This is a genomic window from Mycobacterium sp. 852002-51971_SCH5477799-a, from assembly GCF_001667145.1.
Classification (GTDB): domain Bacteria; phylum Actinomycetota; class Actinomycetes; order Mycobacteriales; family Mycobacteriaceae; genus Mycobacterium.
Genome location: NZ_LZIF01000115.1, coordinates 1 through 18,954 on the forward strand (window position 1 = coordinate 1; position 18,954 = coordinate 18,954).

An 18,954-nucleotide genomic window follows, 5' to 3' on the forward strand; every position below is an offset into this window, starting at 1 on the left:
GTGACGAAGTCGCACCCGACGACGCCCGCCGTGAAGTGCCCGGCCACGGACCCGAACGTTCCCGTGAAACCGACCGACGTCCTCACCACCTGTGACATTGGGCGAACCACCGTCTACACGTTGGGTCCCGAGAACATGCAGCTCGGGCTCGTCCACGTGGACCCACCGAAGTCGCTGACCGCGGACTATTACGAACTGACCCTTGTGCTTGATCCGCCGTCGGCCGCGGCGTGGAGCGAATTCACGGGTGCGCATGTGCAAGACCACGTGGCGTTCATCCGGGACAACCTGGTCCTGGAAGCGCCGATCATCGAACAACCGGCCACGTCCGGGCGGATCGTGCTCACCACCCAAACTGCCCAGGGCGCTGCGCAACTGGCCCAATTGGTGGGTCGCCCCACATGATCGCCTCGGGGCGACCGGACCGCTGGCGTGCCGCTCGGGTGGCATCGGCGTTGTACAACACAGCTGCAATGCACGACAGTGTCGCTGCGGTGGGCGCAAAAGCGTTGTGGGGATTGGCATTACCTGACCTGCTTGAACAGGTTCGGCGTGTCGGTGAAGCTCCCCCAGGCGCCCGCGTGCTTGACATCCCGTGTGGCGGAGGCTTTGCATTCCGTGGCCTGCGCCCCGGGCAGGATTGCCGCTACGTGGCCGCTGACATTTCCCCGGACATGCTGAGGCGGGCACGCAGCCGCGCAACCCAGTTTGGCGTGGCCGATCTGATGGCGTTCACCGAGGCCGATATCACAACTTTGCCCTTCCAGGACAACATGTTTGACCTCGCATTGACGTTCAACGGCCTGCATTGTCTCCCTGACCCGCGAGCGGCGGTAGTCGAGCTCGCCCGCGTGCTCAAGCCAGGTGGGATTCTTCGCGGGAGTACGTGCGTGCGTGGTCGCGGCTGGCGCCAGGATCGTTTTGTGACCGCGCTGCGGGCGGCGGGCTTTTTCGGCGATACGCCCCAGGCCGGTGACGTGCAGCGCTGGCTCGCGGATGCGGGACTCGAAGTCCCGGTGGCACGGCACAGCGGTTCGGTCGAGCTATTCGAGGCCTTCCGTCCCGGCACGTGATCCAGGAGCGGTTTCGGCCGGCGGGCGCGCGCCAGAAGTGACGTGTCGGTCACGGTCCTCAGAGTTGAACGTCATACACCGAGACGGGGTCGAGGATCACGCCGGTTTCCTCGACGTAGCGCTCCCACAGCGTCAGCAGCTCGGCCAGCTTGTCGGGCCGTGACGTGGCCCGATCGTCGATCTCGCCGGGGTCGGTAGCCAGATCGTAGAGCTGCCAGCTCCCCGGGCCGTACGGCGCAGGCAGGTACAGCGCCTTCCAGTCGCCCTGGCGAATGGCGCGGCGGCCGAACAGCTCCCAGCCGGTACCGGTGTCGGCGTCGTGCACGGTCTCGGCGGCGCCCGTCAGGTAATCCACCAGGGACCGACCGCGCATCGCGGCCACGTCCCGGCCTTGGTAGGACGTGCCCGGGTGCGTGGTCCCGGCCAGCTCCAGGAGGGTCGGCGCGATGTCCATGACGGTGCTGAATGCGGTGCCGATCTCCCGTTGCCGGGCGAAGCCGGGCCAGGTGACGAAGCCGGTGACGCGGATTCCGCCCTGGGTGGTGAACGCCTTGTGCAGGCGCGACGGCGCGGTGGCCGCCTGCGCCCAGCGGGGGCCGTACCAGATGAACGACGTGGGCCGGCCGAGGTTGTCCAGGCTGTTGTCGCAATGCGTTTCGATCTGCGCGGCGATCTGCGGACCGCGTAGCGGCATCGCCTCCGCGATCGCGCCCTCGGCGCCGTTGTCGGACATGAAGATCACGACGGTGTTGTCGAGTTCGCGGCTGGCCGAGAGGAAGTCGATCACCCGGCCGACGTTGTAGTCCATCCGGTCGACCATCCCGGCATAGACCTCCATGCTGCGCGCCGACACCGCGCGCTGCTCGTCGGTCATGTCGGCCCATTCGGGTGCGCCGTCGGCCACCACCGGGTGTGCGACGACGTCGGGCGGACACAGGCCGAGCCGCTTGAGCGCGGTTAGGCGTTCCTCACGCAGCGCGTCCGGCCCGGCGTCGTAGCGGCCGCGATACTTCGCAATGGATTCGTCGGGCGCCTGCAGGGGCCAGTGCGGGGCCTGGAAGGGCAGATAGGCGAAGAAGGGCCGCTCGTCGTCGGGGGCGCGCTCTTCCAGATACCGCAACAGGGTGTCGGTATAGGAGTCCGAGGAATAGAAGTCCTCGCCGACGGTGACGAATCGGTCGTCTTCGGTGTAGAGCGTTGGCACCGGAGAGAATCCGCGCGCCGCCGAGCCGCCGTAATGGCTGGCGCCGGCCGGCAGCAGGGCGAACGAGCGCTCGAAACCGCGCGCCCACGGCGAGGTCTCGATCGTGGCGCCCAGGTGCCATTTGCCCGACATCAGCGTCAGATAGCCCGCGTCCCGCAGTAATTCCGGCAGCGCGGCAACCGTATCGTTCAGATAGCCCTCGTACCCGGGTGCGCCGCGAAACTCCGGCGATGCGACCTCGAGCATCGTCCCGATGCCGGCGATGTGGTGGTCGGTGCCGGTCAGCAACATCGCCCGGGTCGGAGAGCAGGCCGGGGCCGAGTGGAAATCGGTGAGCCGGATACCGGAGTAGGCCAGCCGATCGAGGTTGGGCGTCTCGATCTCGCCACCGAACGCGCCGAGATCGGAGAATCCAAGGTCGTCTGCGACGATGACGAGAAAGTTTGGGCGCGTCACGCTCAAGCATCCTGCCAGGTCCGTCGCCGGGGCGGAATGCTGCCGCACCGCCTCGACGCCGATATTGTCGAGACTGGCGAGGCCGCCGAACAGTGAAAGGACATGGAGATGTTGGCGCAGTTTGGGATGACCGTTCCGCTGGTGGCGGCTCCGATGTCGGGCGGGCCGACCACCCCGGCCATGGTGTCGGCCGCCAACCGCGCGGGCGCACTGGGCTTGCTCGCCGCCGGATACAAGACCGTCGAGGCCATCGAGGGTGAGATCAAAGCCGTTCGCGCCGAAGGAATCCCGTTCGGGGTCAACGTTTTCGCACCCAATCCGGTGCCGGTCGACCCGGAGCGGTATCGCGCCTACGCTGCGATCGTGCAGGCCGAGGCCGACCAGTTCGGGCTGACGCTGCCGCCCGAGCCCATCGAGGACAACGACAGATTCGACGATAAGATCGCGCTGTTGCTCGACGACCCTGTTCCGATGGTGTCGTTCACGTTCGGCATACCGTCGCGCGACGTGATCGCCGCGCTGCAACGCGTCAACAGCGTTGTGGTCCAGACGGTTACCACGGTTGAGGAGGCGACACAGGCACACGACGCCGGCGTCGACATGCTCGCCGTGCAGGCCGCCGCCGCCGGCGGGCATTCCGGCACCCTCTCGCCGCAGCGACCGCTGACGCAGGTCCCGATCGTCGAGTTGGTGCGGCAGGTCGTCGCGAAGGTGCCCCTGCCGGTGATGGCCACCGGCGGGCTGGCCACCCCCGCCGCGGTGGCCGAGGTGGTCCGCGCGGGTGCGACCGCGGCCGCCGTGGGCACCGTGCTGCTGCGCGCCACCGAGAGCGGCGCATCGGCCACTCATCAGGCGGCCCTGATCGATCCCGCCTACACCGAGACGGTGCTGACCCGGGCATTCACCGGCCGGCCGGCCCGCGGACTGCGCAACGCGTTCATCGACGCCCACGAAGCCGAGGCCCCGGCTGGCTATCCCGCCATCCATTACCTGACCAGCCCGCTGCGCAAGGCCGCCGCGGCGGCGGGCCAGCCGGATTACGTCCACCTTTGGGCGGGCACCGGATACCGGCACGCGACAGCGGAGCCCGCGTCCGACATTCTGTGCCGGCTGGCATCCGACCTGTGATTGGCTAATCAGTATTCGAAGCGGTTGAGTACGTCGTAGTGGCGGCCGGCCGTCATCCACATGAACTGGTAGATCAACCGCACCGCGGCCGACGGGATTCGCTTGTAGTCGGCCAGCACGGGTGTCTGCTCGATGAACCGCAATTGGGGATTCCAGGTCGCAATCTCGCGCGCGTCCCGGATGCCCCACTTGATGATTCCTCTGGTGAAGAACTTCGACATCAGCGGCGCCAGGGCCGAGAGCGTGTCGAAATGCATTTCGCCACCGGCGAATCGGTCGGTCAGGCGCTGCAGCAGGCGTCGCACTTCCTGCTCGTGTAGGTACATCAGCAGGCCCTCGGCAATGATCAGGGTCGGACGCCCGGTCGGGACCTGATCGAGCCACCGCAATTCAGTCACCGACGAGCCGATCATTCGGTAGCGCTCGGTGTCGTCGTAGAGCCGACGCCGGAGCCCGATCACGCCTGGCTGGTCGACGTCGAACCACAACACCGTCGGTGGTACGGCCAGCCGGAAGAACCGCCCGTCGAGGCCGCAACCCAGGTGCAGCACAACGGCATCCGGATGGCGGGCGAGGTAGTCGGCGCACCAGACGTCGAGCTGGCTGGCCCGCAACGTAACCAAATACTGATTGGCCGCCGGCCACGACATTCGATGGATTCTTTTGAAGTCATACGCGATCCGGTCCACCGCTTCCACGGCCGACCAATCTCCCAGAATCGGCCGCTCCGTGCGGCTTTCGTGGGCGCGCAGATACAGGGTCACGAGGTTCGTCCACTCTACCGAGCCCCAGGGCACCGAACTGAAGTCGACTTTGTCCGTCGTGGTCATGGCCGGGGTCAGAATGCCTCGGGGTTCTGTTGCACCTCGGCGGGCACCGGATGCTGATACAGGCGAGAGGCGTTCTCCCAACAGAATTTCCGGGTGACGTCAGGCGGTAGATCACCGATTTGCTCGTGAATGGCTTGTTGGGTGTGCGGCCACGTCGAGTCGCAATGCGGGTAGTCGGCTTCCAGCATGATGTTGTCGACGCCTATCCGGTCGCGCTGCACGAATGAGGACTTGTCTTCGACCGCGCAGAACCAGAAGTTGCGGGTCAGTACCTCCGCGGGGGTCAGGGGCTCACCAAGCGCCTGCCAGGTGCCGTACATCGCGTGATAACTCAGCATGTGGTCAAGGCGGTCGAGCAGCCCCGCCACCCAACCGATTCCGCCCTCGGACAGGCAAATTTTGAGATCGGGGAACCGGCTGGGCAGCCCGGAGTACAACCAGTCGACCGCGGCGGAAATGGCGTAGGCGAAAAACAGCACACCCTGCACATCCGGTGGCGCGTCCGCCGTGGTGGACGGTGACGACCCTGACGATCCGATGTGCAGGTTCACCACGGTGCCGGTCTCGGCGCAGGCCGCCATCAGCGGATCCCAGTGGTCGGTGTGAATGCTGGGCAGCCCGAGCATGGCTGGGTTCTCGCTGAACGTGACGGCGTGAAAGCCGCGCTCGGCGTTCTCGTGGATCATCTTCGCGCCGAGTTCGGGATCGAGCAGCCACGGCAGCTGGCAGGGAATGATCCGGTCGGGATACGATCCCGCCCAGACGTCGAAATGCCAATCATTCCAGGCCCGTACCGCGGCCAGCGCCAGGTCGTGGTCGCTGGTCACCTGCTGCAACCGTTGGCCGGCGAAGCCCGGCAAGAACGACGGGAAATTCAGCGAGGCGTAGATGCCGTTGAGGTCCATGTCCTTGACGCGGGCATGAATATCCCATGCGCCCCTGCGCATTTCGTCGAATCGCACCGGCTCGAAGCCATATTCGGCCACCGGCCGTCCGACCACCGCGTTGAAACCGACGTTGGGTAGTTCCTTGCCGTCATAGACCCACGTCTGTCCCCCGCCGTCGGTCTCGACGACTTTCGGCGCCCGATCCGCGAATTTGCGGGGCAGGCGGCCGGTGAAGGTGTCCGGGGGTTCGACGATGTGGTCGTCCACCGAGATCACCGTGTAGCGGCGCGAGGCCCGCGGCGGATCCGGCAGAAAGGTGACCGATCGCTCGGTGCCGGTCTTCGCCGTGGTGAAGTTCAGGTCGGTGGCCAGCTCGTCGATCGATTTCACTCGTCAATCTCCTTGCGGGGCAGCGTTTAGTGTGATGGAACGGCATTCACAGTGCGGTGGCGTCGGCGGGTGTCGGCGTGTCGCCGCCATGGGTACACACGACGTTCACTTGAGCACATCGGCGTCGGCCTTGATCGTCATGCGGGCCGCCCCGGCCCAGTACACGTCGGCGGCGCGTTCGATCAGCGACCGCTGCATGCCGGCCATGTCCGACCACTCCATGCTCACCGGATCCCTACCGGTGAGCATGACGTCGTAGGCCAGCTTGCACACTCGCTCGATGGATGCCGCGCGGTAGACGGCTTCGGGCAGGTTGCGGCCGGTCGCGATGACGCCGTGGTTGGCCAGGATGGTCAGGTTGGCGCCGCCGATCCGGGCGGCGAGTTCCGCGGCGCGTGCGGGGCTGTCGATTTCACCATCGTAGGTGTCGACCAGGCACAGGTCGTCGAGGAAGAGCGAACCGGTTTGGTGCACCAACTCGGGCAGCCTGCCCAGCGCGGCGAGCACGCAGACGTAGTACGGGTGGTTGTGGATCACCACGCGGGCGTCGTCGCGCACCCGGTGCAGTTCGGTGTGGATGTGGATGGCCGGGGTGACGTCCCATCGCCCGCTGACCACGCGCGCGTCGCCGTCGACCACACAGATGTCGGAGGCGGTGATCTCCTGCCACCACAGTCCCCACGGGTTGACGAACATGTCGGTCTGCCCGTCGAGCTGCCAGGTGATATGCCCAGCCATGTTCTCTGCGAACCCGATGCCGGCCAGGTGACGGAAGGCGATGGCCAGCGCCTGCCCGTGGGAGAGGTCGACGCCGACGGGGGGAACCACCGACGGCGCCCAGACTTCCAAACCGCCGCGGCGTGCATTAGGAGCGTTCATGAGCAGCCTCCGTTCTGGCTCCAATATCCTCGCGCAGCCGGCCTTTGGCTATCTTTCCGCCGGAGGATCGGGGCAGCTCGTCGACGATGATGAGTCGCTCGGGCAGCAATTCCTTGGAAATTCCCAGGGCCAGCAGGTGTTCGACGAGTCCGGACAGGTCGAGGTTGGCAGAGTCGGCGAGTTCGGCGTAGAGGCAGACCTTTTCGCCGAACACCGGGTCGGGCATGGCGATCGCCGCCGCTAGCGCGATGGCCGGATGCGTCATGGCCGCGTCTTCAACCTGGCTCGCGCTGATGTTCTTGCCGCCGCGGACGATGAAATCGGACGTGCGCCCGGTGACGCGCAGATAGCCGTCGGCGTCGATTTCACAGATGTCGCCCATGCGCATCCACCCGTCGCGGGTGAACAGTTTGTCGTGGTCGGTGCCGCCGAGGTAACCGAGGCTGGTTGCCGGACCCCGGCACGCGGGCTGGCCCCGCCCCGTCTCGGTCACTCGCGGTCTCCGTCGAACAGCCGAACGTTCATTTCGGGGACAACACGGCCGCCGGTGCGCAACCGCTGTTCGCGCGAGTCTTCGACGGTGGTCGCGCTGAGCAACCCGGTCTCGTTGGAGCCGTAGAACTGCAGGATTCTCGCACCGGTGAGGTCCTCGAACTCGGCCGCGGGCCGATACGGCAATGCCTCCCCGCCGGTGTAGACGACGCGCAGCGAACCGAGGTCATAGCCGCGGCTGGCCGGGTCCGCCATCAGCATGGTCAATTGCGTGCTGACGCAACATAATACGGTGACCTGGTGCCGGGCTATCGCCTCGCAGGTGGCTTTGGTGGTGAACCGGTCCAGGATCACCGCGGTGCCGCCGAGGTAGATCGGGGTGCTGTGACTGGTCCACAGCCCGAACCCGAACGGGGTGGGAATGACCGGCAGGAATACCTCGTCGCTCGTCAGTTGCCCGTTGACGACGGCCTTCTGGTGGAAGTAATGCCAACGGTTCTGGGTGTGCACGACGCACTTGGGCAGCCCGGTGGTTCCGGACGTCGAGTTGATCAGGAACACGTCGTCGGGGCCGAGTCCGCGGCCGGGCGCCAAGGTCGTGGGCGCTGCGTCGACATCGAGGCGTAGCGCCCCGCCGTCGCGGCTCAGCACCACCGCGGGCACCCGTAATTCGTCGGCCACTTTCGCGGCGGGCGCTGCGTGGGCCGGATCGCTGATCAGGATTCTCGGCTGGGCGCTGCCCAGGATCGCCGACGCCTCGCGGGTACCGGCGCGCGCGCCGATGCCGACGACCACCGCCCCGCAGCGTTCGATCGCCACGAACAGCACGTGAATGGCCGCGCAGTCGCCGTGCCATACCGCCACCCGCTCACCGCGGGCGATGCCAACGCCGGCCAAGATTTCAGCTAATCGCGTTGCGGCACAGTCAAATTCGCGCCAGGTGAATGCCGGCCCGCCGTAATCCAGATAGGCGCGACGACCCGGTGTTCGTTGGGCGTTGTGACGCACCGCGTCCGAGAGCGTCGAATCGCACCACCAGCCGACCGCGCGAAACCGGGCCGAGTCCTCGTCGGTGAATGCCGGCGAGCCCACGGTTTCCAGCCCACCGGCGCTCATCACCAAATGATAGGAAAACCACCGGCCGACTCGGCGCTAGGGATTCGGCGGGGCGGGCTCGGGGTGCTGATTGTTGTCGACGCTCGGGCGGCGCGGGTGCGGCGAAGGGCAGGTGATGACGTTGCGAATGCACCCGCAATTGAGCCCGATGATGCAGCCGCCTCCCCCGAGCGGTTGCACCGGCACGGCACCGCCCGGAGCCGGTGGCGGGACCGATGAACCGGCGAGGGCTGCCGGCGCGGCACCGGTCGCGAGACCGGCTGCCAAGACAAACGCGGTCACGCACCCGCACAACGCGGCTCGTGTCATGGCGTTCGCGGCGCCCATAGGTCACAACCGTAGTGGCGCGTCCGTACACGCGCCGGTCACGCGGGAGGTAGCCGTTGCCTCATCTCCGGCCGGCACGCCGGTGCCGCCGCGCCCTTAGCAGCCTCGCGGCATAGATTGCGGCGCTGACTGCGAACATCGCGGCTGTCAGGAGAAGCCATCGACCGAGAAACGGGTCCTGGGTCTGACCGGTTGCGGCCCGGTAGGTGGTGGCACCCTGCTTGACGATGCCGGGTAGGAAGACAAGTAGCGTCAGGCCCGCGCCCAACGCGGGCACCCGGAGGTGATTGAGCACCGGTGCTTCGGCGCGCGCCGAAGCAGGCCGGGCACGGGTGCGTGACAGCAGCCGGTCAACGAAGGCGTAGGCGGGAAACAACACCAGGTCATGGGCAACGATGGCAGCGGCGAACCACACGATGATCGACTGCCACCAGACGTGCGCGTTCCACAGCGTGACCGGTTTGATGACGACGATGACGTAACCCAGTAGTGCGAATCCGGCGATCATCGTCAACAGGTGTAGGGGGTGGGATCCGTACAGCCGCGCGAAGGCGCTACGCATGGCCGCCCGCCCGAAAGGCGATGGAGGCCACCCATTTCGTGTTGTGCACACCGGGTAGGGCGGGCACGATGATCCGCGCCGGGTAGCCGTGATCCGGGGACAGGTCGTCGCCGTTCACGCGCAGCGCCAACAGCGCGTCCGGGTGCAGCACCTGGTTGCGCTGCAGCGTCGCGCCGGCGAAGGCGCCGGAGCGTTCCAGCGACGACACCCGCGCGGATTCCGGTGCCGGCACGCCGGCCAGCGCAGCGAGGTAGGCCAGTCGCACGCCAGTCCATGCCTGCGTGGTCGACCAACCTTCGACACAGGAGATCGGCAGGACCGCTGTGTGCTGCGGCATCGCCAGCAGGGCCGCGCGGTCCAGCATCACCGGACGGGGGCCGCCGTTAAGGGTGAGCCGCCAGCGCTCCAGCGTGTCCCGCGCGGAGATGCCGGCCGCCGCCGCGGTCCGGTTGACCTGAAAGTCGCCGTCGCCTGGTAGGCGCCCGCGCGGCAGTAACAGGGCGGCTGGGCGGGCGTAGCCCCCGAGTGTCTGGCCTGCCGTGAGGACCGCCAAGAAGAGGGCACCGCCGCCCACCAGCGCCAGGGCACCGCGACGGCTCACCGTGGCCGGGCCGGGTTCGGCGGCGGCAAGACCGTCGGGCTGCCAGGGCTGGGCGTCGGTGTCGGCGCGCCCGCTGCGCAGCACGTCACGCAGCGACAGCGAGCGCAGGCCGGCCCACATGCGCCGGCCCTTGATAGCGACGTGCATGACGAAACCGGCGATGAACACCCACGCGCCGAAGTAGTGCGCGGTGTAGAAGCTGAAGCCGAAGATGTAGTCGTACTGGATGTTCAGCACGCCGGTCACGATCTCGAACAGGATCCCGCCGACCAACATCAGCAAGGAAACCCGTTCCAGCAGTTGGGCAATGGACCGTGCAGGCGGGAACACGAAGAGCCGGGGGATCACCGACCACAGCTTGGCCAGCACCACTGGAATGAGGATGAGTCCGAGCCCGACATGAATCCCCTGGGTCAGTCGGTACAGCCACGACGGATTGGTGGGCCAGTCGAAGGCCGGCAGCCTGAGCCAGCCGACGTCGGCGGGGATCGCCTGGCCGAATCGCGGCCCGTAGGCGATGTAGGACAGCAGGCCGGTGAGAATGACGATCGGCAGCGTGACCAACAGCACCGAGCCGAACACCGACGTCAGCCAGGGTCCCCGCAACGGGCTGCGCCACAGCCGGGCGGGAAACCCGTGACCATCGGAGTCGCCCGTCGCCTCGGGGCCTTCAACATCGGATCTGCGGACGCGGTGCACCATCGCTGATCTTCCACGACGGCGCGCCGAAAATCGTTCAGATCGGGCAATCGGCGCCGAGCGTCAGTCGTTGCCCCGCGGCGGCGGCTGCACCTCGACGCCGGTCGAGTCGTGTTCGGGACCCGCGGACGGGTGCTCCGCGGGCACCCGATCACGGAACCGGGCGCTTTCGCTCTGCCGCTCGGGATCGGGCCGATGGACCTTGCCGTGGTAGGGACCGGGCTTCGGCCGCGGCTTTCCGCCCGGGAAGGCCAGACGGAAGATGCTGCGGTGCACCGTCCCCCACTGCTTCGAGAAACGGCCGGAGTTGTACGGCAACTCGTAGCGCTCGCAGATGTCCTTGACTTGCGGCGCGATCTCCGAGTATCGACTGCTCGGCATGTCCGGGTAGAGGTGGTGCTCGACCTGATAACCGAGATTGCCGCTGATGATGTGAAACAGCGGGCTGCCGTCGATGTTCGCGGCACCGAGCAATTGGCGCACATACCAGCCGCCGCGCGTCTCGTTCTCGGTTTCTTCCTGCGTGAACGTGTAGGTCTGGTCCGGGAAGTGGCCGCAGAAGATGATCGCGTGTGCCCAGATGTTGCGGATGACATTGGCCACGGCATCGGCGACCAGCGTGCGCAGATAGGTGCTTTCCACGCCCGGTGCGGCCTTGTCGAGGAAGTTGGCCGCGGCACCGACGCGACCGCCCTTCGACACCCTGCGGAGCCTTCTGGCGACGCGGGACTGCGCCGGCTGCTCGAGCCGGCCGCGCGATGCCAGCTGGACAAGCGCGAACGCGCCGGCGCTGATCAGGGGCCAGCCGAGGTAGTCCTTGACGATCTGCGCGCGAGCCTTCACCCCGATGCCCTTAAGGTCCTTGCGCACTTCCGACCAGGGCTTCTCGCGCTTGCGGATGGCGTCGATGTCCATGTCGTGCACAGCCACGCCCCATTCGAACAGCAGCGTGAGCAGCAGGTTGTAGATCGGCTGGAACAGGAAGCGGGGGGCCCATTTCTGGTTGGGATCGATCCGCATGATCTCGTAGCCGAGATCCTTGTCCTTGCCGAGAATGTTGGTGAAGGTGTGATGGATGTAGTTGTGGGAGTGCTTCCACGACTCGGCGGTGGAGGCCGTGTCCCAGTCCCACACCGAGGAGTGGATGTCGGGATCGTTCATCCAGTCCCATTGGCCGTGCATCACGTTGTGGCCGATTTCCATGTTTTCCAAGATCTTGGCCATGGAGAGGCAGGCGGTGCCGAGCAGCCAGGCGGTCTTCGAGCGCGATGCCAGCAACAGCACCCGGCCGGCCACCACGATCTGCCGCTGTGCCGAGATGACGTTTTTGATGTAGCGCCGGTCGCGGTCGCCCAGATCGGCGAACACGTCGTCGTGGATCGCGTCGAATTCCTTCGCGAGTTTTTCGAGTTCTTGTTCCCCAAGTCGGGACAGGGGGCTCTCCCCAGCCCTTTCCACGGCAGTTGTCACAAGCCGCTCCTTTCGATCACAGTTCGAGTTCGACGTCGCCTTCGGCGGTGTTGATGCAGATCCGCACGTCCTGACCCGTGGGTTCGATCACGTCACCCGAGCGCAGGTCACGCAGCTTGCCCGACTTCAGCGTCCCCACACAGGTATGGCAGATTCCGATTCGACAGCCGAACGCGAGGTTGAGACCGGCTTCCTCGCCGGCCTCGAGAATCGATGTGCCGCCGTCACATCCGACTTCTTTGTCGCTGTCGAGGAAGCAGACGGTGCCGCCCTCGCCGGCGTTGGCGTCACCGCCGATCTTGGGCTGGAACCGCTCGAAGTGCAGGCGTTCGCAATCCCCGTTCGCTTCCCAGTGCTCAATCAGGGCGTCGAGCATCTCACCGGGACCAGAGCAGAACGCCTCGCGCTCGCGCCAGTCCGGGCACACCTGATCGAGGTCCTCAGGCGTCAAGCGCCCCCGCTCGGAGGTAAGCCGCAGATCCAGCCGCATTCCCTCGTGGCGCCCCTGTAGCTCTTCCAGGGCGGGCAGGAACATGGCCTGCTCGCGCGTGCGCGCCGAATGGATGACCACCGCGTCGCGCAATTCGTCGCGATGGTCGAGGTCGCGCAGCATGCTGATGATCGGCGTGATGCCGCTTCCGGCGCTGATGAACAGCACTTTGTCCGGCACGGGCTCGGGCAGTGTGAAAACACCTTCGATTTCGCCGAGCCGGACCAGGTCCCCCGGCTGGATCTTGTGCACGAGGTACGGCGAGACGACGCCGCCGTCGACCCTCTTCGGCGTGACGCTGATCAGCCCGTCTTCGGGCCTGGGGTCCGAGGTAAGCGAGTACGCGCGCCAGTGGTAGACACCGTCGATCACCACGCCGAGGCGTACGTACTGACCGGGCTTGTGGCCGGGCCACTCGTATCCCGGACGAATCAGCACGCTGGCCGCTTCCGAGCCCTGCGCCTCGATGCCTTCGACCTTCCCGCGCAACTCCTTGGTAGTCCAGAGCGGATTGATCATCTCGAGGTAGTCGTCCGGCTGCAGCGGGCTGAACAGCCGTCGAACCGCTCGCAGGAATAAACGGCGTCCCCGGGGGACGCGGGGCTCGGCGCCACGTTCAGCCATGAGGCCAGGGTACACAGTTGTACACCGACTCTAAACCTCATTTCGAATGTTGTTGTCGCACATGGTTAGACATGTGCTTAACGCGCAGACAGCAAGTATCAGCCGTTCACTGGCCGCTGCGCGCTCGATTGGGGCTGTTTGCGATAATGCCTGTGAGGTGCCCCGAGCGAGGCTCGCCCAAACGTTTGTTCACCTGTTCGGGGGGTCGTGCGTTGCAGCGGCCGGCGGCGCGACGCCTAGTGTCGGCGGTGTGCTGATCGGCTTCCTCCTCGCGCTGGGCTGCTCGCTTTGCTACGGGACGGCGACCGTGCTGCAAGCGGCCGGGACGCGATCGGTGGAGGCGGGCAGCGGATCGGGCGTCGATGCGGTGTTGCTGCTGCGGGCCGTCCGGCAGTGGCGCTATCTGGTCGGGGTAGGCCTCGACGTCGTCGGGTTTGCGCTGCAGGTCGCCGCGCTGCGCCTGGTCCCGATCTATGTGGTCGCGGCGGCGCTGGCCGCCTCGATCGCCGTCACCGGCGTCGTCGCCGCATGGGTGTTGTCGGCGCGCTTGTCGTCGGTTGAGTGGGCGGCGGTCGGCGTCGTCTGCGTCAGCCTGATCGCCCTCGCCCTCGCCGCCGGACCGGGCCACTTTCGGCACGCCCCGGCCGGGCTCGGCTGGGCGCTGCTGGGCGTCGTGGCCGCGATGTTCATCGGCGGCGCGGCCGCGGGCCGTCTGCCCGGCCGCGCCCGTGCGCTCGCACTGGGGCTGGGCGCCGGAACCGGATTCGGGGTGGTCGAGGTCGCCGTGCGCCTGATCGAGGCGATCGATCCCACCAGACGCTCCTTCTACACCAACCCCGCCCTGTACGCGGTCGCCGCGGGGGGCGCCGCGGGATTCCTGTTGCTCACCTCCGCGTTGCATCGCGGCTCGGTGACCACGGCCGTCGCCGGAATGGTGGTAGGCGAAACGCTGGCACCCGCGTTAGTCGGGGTGGTGTGGCTGGGCGACACCGCGCGCGACGGGCTCGGCTGGCTGGTGATCGCGGGGTTCGGCATCGCCGTGTGCGGAACTCTGGTGCTGGCGCGCTTCGGGGAAGCGCCCAACCAGAACCAGCCGAGGAAGCGGGCTGAGGCCGCCGGCTAGCTCATGATCCGGGGACCGAAGCCGCGCGGCCGCCGGCGCCCTGCCCTGCCGGCGCATAGCCGGTGCCGCGTGCGGGCCGCGTCCACAAAAGGCCGTCCTGGGCGGTGACACCCGCGGCGATCAGCGCGCGCTTGAGGATCTTGTTCGTCGCGGTCGCGGGCAGTTGGTCATTGATGCGCACGTAGCGCGGCCACGCCTTCGGCGACAGGTCGGCCTGGGCGGTCAGAAAGTTCTCGAAATCATCCGGGCTCAGGCTTGTCCCGGGCCGCAGCACCAGGGCGGCCATCACCTGGTCGCCCACTCGGTCGTCGGGGACCGCGTAGACGGCGACCTGGCTGATTTCGGGCAGCCGCGCCAGAATCCGCTCGATCGGGCCGGCCGCCAGGTTCTCCCCGTCCACCCGCATCCAGTCGGCGGTCCGTCCGGCAAGATAGATCCAGCCGTCCGTGTCGCGGTAGGCCAGGTCACCCGACCAGTACATCCCGTGCCGCATCCGCTCGGCGGTGGCGCCCGGATCGTTGTAGTAGCCGGCGAAGGGCCCCGCACCCTGGGTGTTCACCAGCTCACCGACGGCCTCGTCGAAGTTGGTCAACGCCCCATGCTCGTCGAACCGTGCGACCTCGCACTCCCGCAACGTGGTCGAGTTGTAGATGCTCACCCCCGGATACGGCTTGCCGATGGAGCCTGCCGGGGTGCCGTCCTCGCGCACCACGATGACCGCGAACTCGCTCGAGCCGAAGCTGTCGATGACCCGGCACCCGAAACGCCTTGCGAACTCGGCGATATCGCGGTCGGTGGCCTCGTTGCCGAACGCCACCCGCAAGGTGTTGTCGGCGTCGTCGGGACGCTCGGGAGTTGACAGGATCAGCGCCAGCGGCTTGCCGACATAATTCAGGTATGTCACCCGGTAGCGGCGGATGTCGTCGAGAAAACGCGACGGCGAAAACCGCGCCGGCACCATGGTGGCCCCGCAGCCGATGGCGACCGCCCATCCGGCGGCGACACCATTGGAATGGAAGAGCGGCATCGACAGGTAGCAGACGTCGTCGGCGGTGACATCGTATTGGTAGATCAGGCTGGCCCCGCACATGATCGCCATGCCATGGGCGAACCGGACCACCTTCGGGTCACCGCTGGTGCCCGAGGTGAAGATCATCATCAGGGTGTCGGCGGATGCCACCTCGCGGATGGCGACCAGTGGCGGCGCGGCGGCGACGGCGTCGGCGTAGCGCACGCCGCTCACATCGATTACCTGAATATCGTTGAGGTCCAACCCCTCCAGCAGTTCGAGATGCTCGGGGTCGACGAGCAGCATCTGGCAGTCGGAGCGCCGGATGTCGGTCAGCAAGCCGGCGCCGCGCCGCGTGGTGTTGATCCCACACAGCACGTAGCCGCCGAGCGCGGCGGCCGCCATGGACCGCAGCATCGCCGGCGAGTTACCCAGCAGCGCACCGACGTGCAGCGGTCGTGCCGTGTCCGCGAGCGCGATGAGCGCCGCGGCCTCCGCCTCCGCCTCGGCAAGGTGCTCGCGCCAGGTCCAGGTCGCCTCGCCGTAGGCGACGGCGGGGGTGTCGTCGCGGCGACGCTGGCGCAATAGCTGTTGAACCGTCTCCGGCACGCGTTCACTTCCTCTTCGACATGGTCATCGCGTGGTCAGGACCAGGCCCGCGTAGTTGTTGCGGGCCACCTCATCGCAATGACGCCGGTAGGTGCCGAAACCCCCGATGTAGGGCATGAAGACCCGCTTCTTGCCCTCGATGTTGGCGCCCAGGTACCACGAGGATGCCGCCTTGGGGAACAGCGTCCGCTCGGCCGCCTGGGCCACGTGCTGGGTCCAGGCGATCGCCGCATCGCGGCGTGGCTCGACCTCGCTCACCCCTTGCTGTCGCGCGGTCCGCACCAGTTCGATGACCCAGTCCACCTGGACCTCGGCGTGCAGCACCATGTTCGCCAGCACCGAGGGGCTGCCCGGCCCGCTGATGGTGAACAGGTTCGGCAACCCCGGCACCATCAGGCCGAGGAAGGTCACCGGGCCGTCCGCCCAGACGTCGTGGAGTCGTTGTCCCCCTGGGCCTTTCGGGTCGATTCGGGCCAATGCCCCGGTCATGGCGTCGAACCCGGTCGCGAAGACCAGCACGTCGCACGGATATGTCGTCGACCCGGTTCGTACGCCGTCGGCGGTGATCGCCTCGATAGGCTCGCGGCGCAGGTTGACCAGCCGAACGTTGTCGCGGTTGAACGTGGCGTAGTAACCGTCGTCGGTGCAGATCCGTTTGGTTCCGATCGGATGATCGACCGGGATGAGATCCGTTGCGACGACGGGATCGGCGACGATCTCCCGGATACGCTCCTCGGCGAACCTCCTGGCGACATCGTTGGCGGCCAGGTCGCTGGTCTGGTCGGGGAAGGTCTTGGCGAACAGGACGCCGCCTTCGCGCCAGCGCTTCCACAGCGCTTCGGAGCGCTCCTGATCGTCGGTGTCGAGGGCGTTCTTGTGGTAGGTGCCGTGCGGTGTGCCTGCCGGCGCGTAGGCGGAGGTCCGGCGACGCTCGGGGTACTGCTCCTGAATTTCTCGTTGTTCCTCGGCCGACCATGGCCGGTTGGGCATCGGGATGGTGTAGTTCGCCGACCGCTGGAACACCACCAGGCTTGCTGCGTTGGCGGCGATGATCGGCGCCACCTGGATGCCCGAGGATCCCGTTCCGATCAGGCCCACCCGCTTGCCGCGCAGCTCGGGATCTTCGCGTGGCCAGGCCGCCGTGAAGTACACCTGACCCGAGAAGTCTTGGACACCTCGGATATTCGTTCGATTCACCGCCGACAAACAGCCGGTGGCGCACAACAGAAACTGGGCGGCGAACGCCTCCCCGGTCGCGGTGTCGACATGCCAGCGACCCCGCTCGAACGTGGCGCCGATGGCATCGACGCCGAATCGATAGTGGCGCCGCAGATCGAAGCGGTCCGCGACGTGCCGCAGGTAGGCCAGGATCTCCGGTTGGGCGGCGAAGCGTTCGGTCCACTGCCAGCTCTGCTGGAGTTCCTCATCGAAAGAGTAGGAGTAGTCCACACTTTCGACGTCGCAGCGCGCGCCCGGGTAGCGGTTCCAGTACCAGGTGCCGCCTACGTCGGGTGCGGCCTCGATCGCGGTCACCGAGAGGCCCGCCGAGGCGGCCCGGTGCACGGCGTAGAGCCCGGCGAACCCGGCGCCGATGACGATGACGTCGCTGACTTCGGTCATCACACCGCGCTCCGGTCCGCAGGATGCAGCAGCTCGCGCAGGTCGGCGCAGACCAGTTCCTGTGCCGATGCCGCCGGCGGAAACCCTTGGATCGTCATGAAGCCGTGGAACAGCCCTGGGAAATCCCGGTGCACGACGGGCACCCCCGCCTGGCGCAACCGGCGCGCGTAGCCGCATCCCTCGCTGTGTAGGGGATCCAGCCCGGCCGTCACGATCACCGCCGGCGGCAGGCCCGCATGGGTGGCCGCGCGGGCGGGGGCAACCAGATAGGGCGGGTCGAAAGTCGTTTGCGCGCCGAGGTATTGGTGCCAGTACCACTGCATCGCGACGCGGGTGTTGAAGTACCCGGTGGCGTAGCGGTGATAACTGTCGGTGTCGAACGTCGGCTCGATCGCCGGGTAGATCAGCAGTTGCGCGGCAGGCGGTGCGACGCCGCGGTCGCGGCAGAGGATGGCGGTGACCGCGGCCAGGTTGCCGCCGGCGCTATCACCGGCAACCGCGATGCGTGCCGGGTCGATGCCCAGGTCGGCGGCGTGATCGACCGCCCAGCCGAACGCCGCGAACGCGTCGAGCGTCGCCGCCGGGGCGGAATGCTCGGGTGCCAGGCGGTAGTCGACCGAAATCACCACGGCCCGGCTGCCGCGGGCCAGGGCCCTGCAGAATCCGTCGTGAGATTCGATGTCGCAGAAGACGAATCCGCCGCCGTGGCAGAACACGATCGCGGCGCGGTCCCCCGGCGGCACGCCGTGGGGCTCATAGACCCGCACCGGCACCGGCCCGTCCGGGCCTGAAACCATGCGGTCGGTGGCGCTGCGGACGTCATCGAGGTTGCTGACCGGCATGCGTCGCTGTGCCACCGCGGCGCGCGCCTGCGGGCCGGTCATGGTCTCCACGCGCGGGAACCCGGCGTCCAACTGGTCGAGCATCTCCTGCACGATGCCGTTGACCGGGTCGTCCATGTGCACCTCCGACCTCGTCGCCAAAGGTCATGCGGGCCGATATTTCAGGAGGGTGATGCCCTCTTCAGCCAGATCGTAGAACACCGGCTGCACCCGCATGCCGATCCGGATGTCGCCCGGGTCGACGTCGACCAGCTCGGTGCTGAATTTCGGTCCGGCATCCCACTGCACCACCGCGAGCAGCTGCGGCAGCGCGTCGGCCCATGGCGGGCCGGTGGGCCGGCGTGCGATCGTGAAGGTGTACAGCGTTGCGGCGCCGTTGATTTCGCGCCATTCCAGGTCGTCGGCCAGCGTGCCCGGCGCCAGTGTGCGCGGATAGAACACGTAGCGTCGCGCCGAAGGCGAATACTGCACCACGATCCGGTGCTGCACCAGGCCGTCCCAGAACGGTCGTGAGACGGGGGTG

At 67.2% G+C, this 18,954-nt stretch carries 16 protein-coding genes and 1 pseudogene; 4 read left to right on the plus strand and 13 right to left on the minus strand.

Translation table 11 applies throughout. From position 1 onward, the window contains the following. The coding region (locus A5753_RS18990; protein WP_067131610.1) for a preprotein translocase subunit SecD at positions 1-405 on the plus strand (405 nt) is incomplete at its 5' end. Positions 406-473: 68 nt separating this feature from the next. Beyond that, positions 474-1,073: a class I SAM-dependent methyltransferase gene (locus tag A5753_RS18995; protein WP_231990110.1), complete on the plus strand. Its 600-nt coding sequence runs from the start codon at positions 474-476 to the stop codon at positions 1,071-1,073. Positions 1,074-1,131: 58 nt separating this feature from the next. Here the strand turns inward: A5753_RS18995 and A5753_RS19000 are convergent, their stop codons facing one another. After that, the gene (locus A5753_RS19000) at positions 1,132-2,733 is read right to left on the minus strand and encodes an arylsulfatase (RefSeq protein WP_067131655.1); all 1,602 of its coding nucleotides are present in this window, start codon (positions 2,731-2,733) and stop codon (positions 1,132-1,134) included. A 108-nt stretch (positions 2,734-2,841) separates the two neighbouring features. Between A5753_RS19000 and A5753_RS19005 the strand changes: the two genes are divergently transcribed. Then, the gene (locus A5753_RS19005; protein ID WP_197694747.1) at positions 2,842-3,861 is read left to right on the plus strand and encodes a nitronate monooxygenase; all 1,020 of its coding nucleotides are present in this window, start codon (positions 2,842-2,844) and stop codon (positions 3,859-3,861) included. Between the two features lie 8 nt (positions 3,862-3,869). Here the strand turns inward: A5753_RS19005 and A5753_RS19010 are convergent, their stop codons facing one another. The 8 genes and pseudogenes from A5753_RS19010 to A5753_RS19050 all read right to left on the minus strand — a co-directional run bounded on the left by A5753_RS19010 (position 3,870) and on the right by A5753_RS19050 (position 13,228). After that, the gene (locus A5753_RS19010; RefSeq protein WP_067131620.1) at positions 3,870-4,691 is read right to left on the minus strand and encodes a class I SAM-dependent methyltransferase; all 822 of its coding nucleotides are present in this window, start codon (positions 4,689-4,691) and stop codon (positions 3,870-3,872) included. Positions 4,692-4,699: 8 nt separating this feature from the next. Continuing rightward, entirely contained in the window at positions 4,700-5,968 is a 1,269-nt protein-coding gene (locus A5753_RS19015; RefSeq protein ID WP_067131623.1) for an amidohydrolase family protein, read from the minus strand. Positions 5,969-6,073: 105 nt separating this feature from the next. Next, on the minus strand, positions 6,074-6,847 hold the full coding sequence (locus A5753_RS19020) for a class II aldolase/adducin family protein (RefSeq protein WP_067131627.1): 774 nt from the start codon (positions 6,845-6,847) through the stop codon (positions 6,074-6,076). Then, positions 6,834-8,455 (minus strand): annotated as a pseudogene (locus A5753_RS19025) (class I adenylate-forming enzyme family protein). The gene A5753_RS19020 and the pseudogene A5753_RS19025 overlap by 14 nt, the downstream one beginning before the upstream one ends. Positions 8,456-8,843: 388 nt before the next feature. Further along, positions 8,844-9,344, minus strand: coding sequence for a hypothetical protein (locus tag A5753_RS19035; RefSeq protein WP_067131633.1), 501 nt, complete (start codon positions 9,342-9,344; stop codon positions 8,844-8,846). Then, on the minus strand, positions 9,337-10,647 hold the full coding sequence (locus tag A5753_RS19040; protein ID WP_082971392.1) for a molybdopterin-dependent oxidoreductase: 1,311 nt from the start codon (positions 10,645-10,647) through the stop codon (positions 9,337-9,339). Before A5753_RS19040 ends, A5753_RS19035 begins: the two co-directional genes overlap by 8 nt. A 60-nt stretch (positions 10,648-10,707) precedes the next feature. Beyond that, on the minus strand, positions 10,708-12,114 hold the full coding sequence (locus A5753_RS19045; RefSeq protein ID WP_067131636.1) for an acyl-CoA desaturase: 1,407 nt from the start codon (positions 12,112-12,114) through the stop codon (positions 10,708-10,710). Positions 12,115-12,130: 16 nt separating this feature from the next. Beyond that, positions 12,131-13,228 carry a ferredoxin reductase gene (locus tag A5753_RS19050; protein ID WP_067131639.1) on the minus strand — a complete coding sequence of 366 codons (1,098 nt, stop codon included), beginning with the start codon at positions 13,226-13,228 and terminating at the stop codon, positions 12,131-12,133. Between the two features lie 250 nt (positions 13,229-13,478). On the opposite strand from A5753_RS19050, the gene A5753_RS19055 reads away from it, so the two are divergent. Next, a complete protein-coding gene (locus tag A5753_RS19055; RefSeq protein ID WP_067131642.1) occupies positions 13,479-14,351 on the plus strand; it encodes a DMT family transporter in 873 nt (290 codons plus the stop codon). A gap of 1 nt (position 14,352) precedes the next feature. Here A5753_RS19055 and fadD1 read toward each other — a convergent pair whose 3' ends face one another. From fadD1 to A5753_RS19075, 4 genes are all read right to left on the minus strand, one after another. Further along, a complete protein-coding gene (gene fadD1, locus A5753_RS19060; RefSeq protein WP_067131645.1) occupies positions 14,353-15,969 on the minus strand; it encodes a fatty-acid--CoA ligase FadD1 in 1,617 nt (538 codons plus the stop codon). A gap of 24 nt (positions 15,970-15,993) precedes the next feature. Then, on the minus strand, positions 15,994-17,589 hold the full coding sequence (locus tag A5753_RS19065; protein WP_067131648.1) for an NAD(P)/FAD-dependent oxidoreductase: 1,596 nt from the start codon (positions 17,587-17,589) through the stop codon (positions 15,994-15,996). Beyond that, positions 17,589-18,548 (minus strand): alpha/beta hydrolase, encoded by a 960-nt coding sequence (locus tag A5753_RS19070; RefSeq protein WP_067131651.1) that lies wholly within the window; start codon positions 18,546-18,548, stop codon positions 17,589-17,591. Before A5753_RS19070 ends, A5753_RS19065 begins: the two co-directional genes overlap by 1 nt. Before the next feature lie 27 nt (positions 18,549-18,575). Continuing rightward, a partial coding sequence (locus A5753_RS19075) for a Zn-ribbon domain-containing OB-fold protein (RefSeq protein ID WP_067131661.1) occupies positions 18,576-18,954 on the minus strand: 379 nt, incomplete at its 5' end.

Excerpts from the sequence above, each read along its gene's own strand:
- A5753_RS18995 (WP_231990110.1), top strand. The coding sequence starts at position 474 with ATGCACGACAGTGTCGCTGCGGTGGGCGCAAAAGCGTTGTGGGGATTG.
- A5753_RS19005 (WP_197694747.1), top strand. The coding sequence starts at position 2,842 with ATGTTGGCGCAGTTTGGGATGACCGTTCCGCTGGTGGCGGCTCCGATG.
- A5753_RS19010 (WP_067131620.1), bottom strand. The coding sequence starts at position 4,691 with ATGACCACGACGGACAAAGTCGACTTCAGTTCGGTGCCCTGGGGCTCG.
- A5753_RS19070 (WP_067131651.1), bottom strand. The coding sequence starts at position 18,548 with ATGGACGACCCGGTCAACGGCATCGTGCAGGAGATGCTCGACCAGTTG.
- A5753_RS19035 (WP_067131633.1), bottom strand. The coding sequence starts at position 9,344 with ATGCGTAGCGCCTTCGCGCGGCTGTACGGATCCCACCCCCTACACCTG.
- A5753_RS19050 (WP_067131639.1), bottom strand. The coding sequence starts at position 13,228 with ATGGCTGAACGTGGCGCCGAGCCCCGCGTCCCCCGGGGACGCCGTTTA.
- A5753_RS19020 (WP_067131627.1), bottom strand. The coding sequence starts at position 6,847 with ATGAACGCTCCTAATGCACGCCGCGGCGGTTTGGAAGTCTGGGCGCCG.
- A5753_RS19065 (WP_067131648.1), bottom strand. The coding sequence starts at position 17,589 with ATGACCGAAGTCAGCGACGTCATCGTCATCGGCGCCGGGTTCGCCGGG.
- A5753_RS19040 (WP_082971392.1), bottom strand. The coding sequence starts at position 10,647 with ATGGTGCACCGCGTCCGCAGATCCGATGTTGAAGGCCCCGAGGCGACG.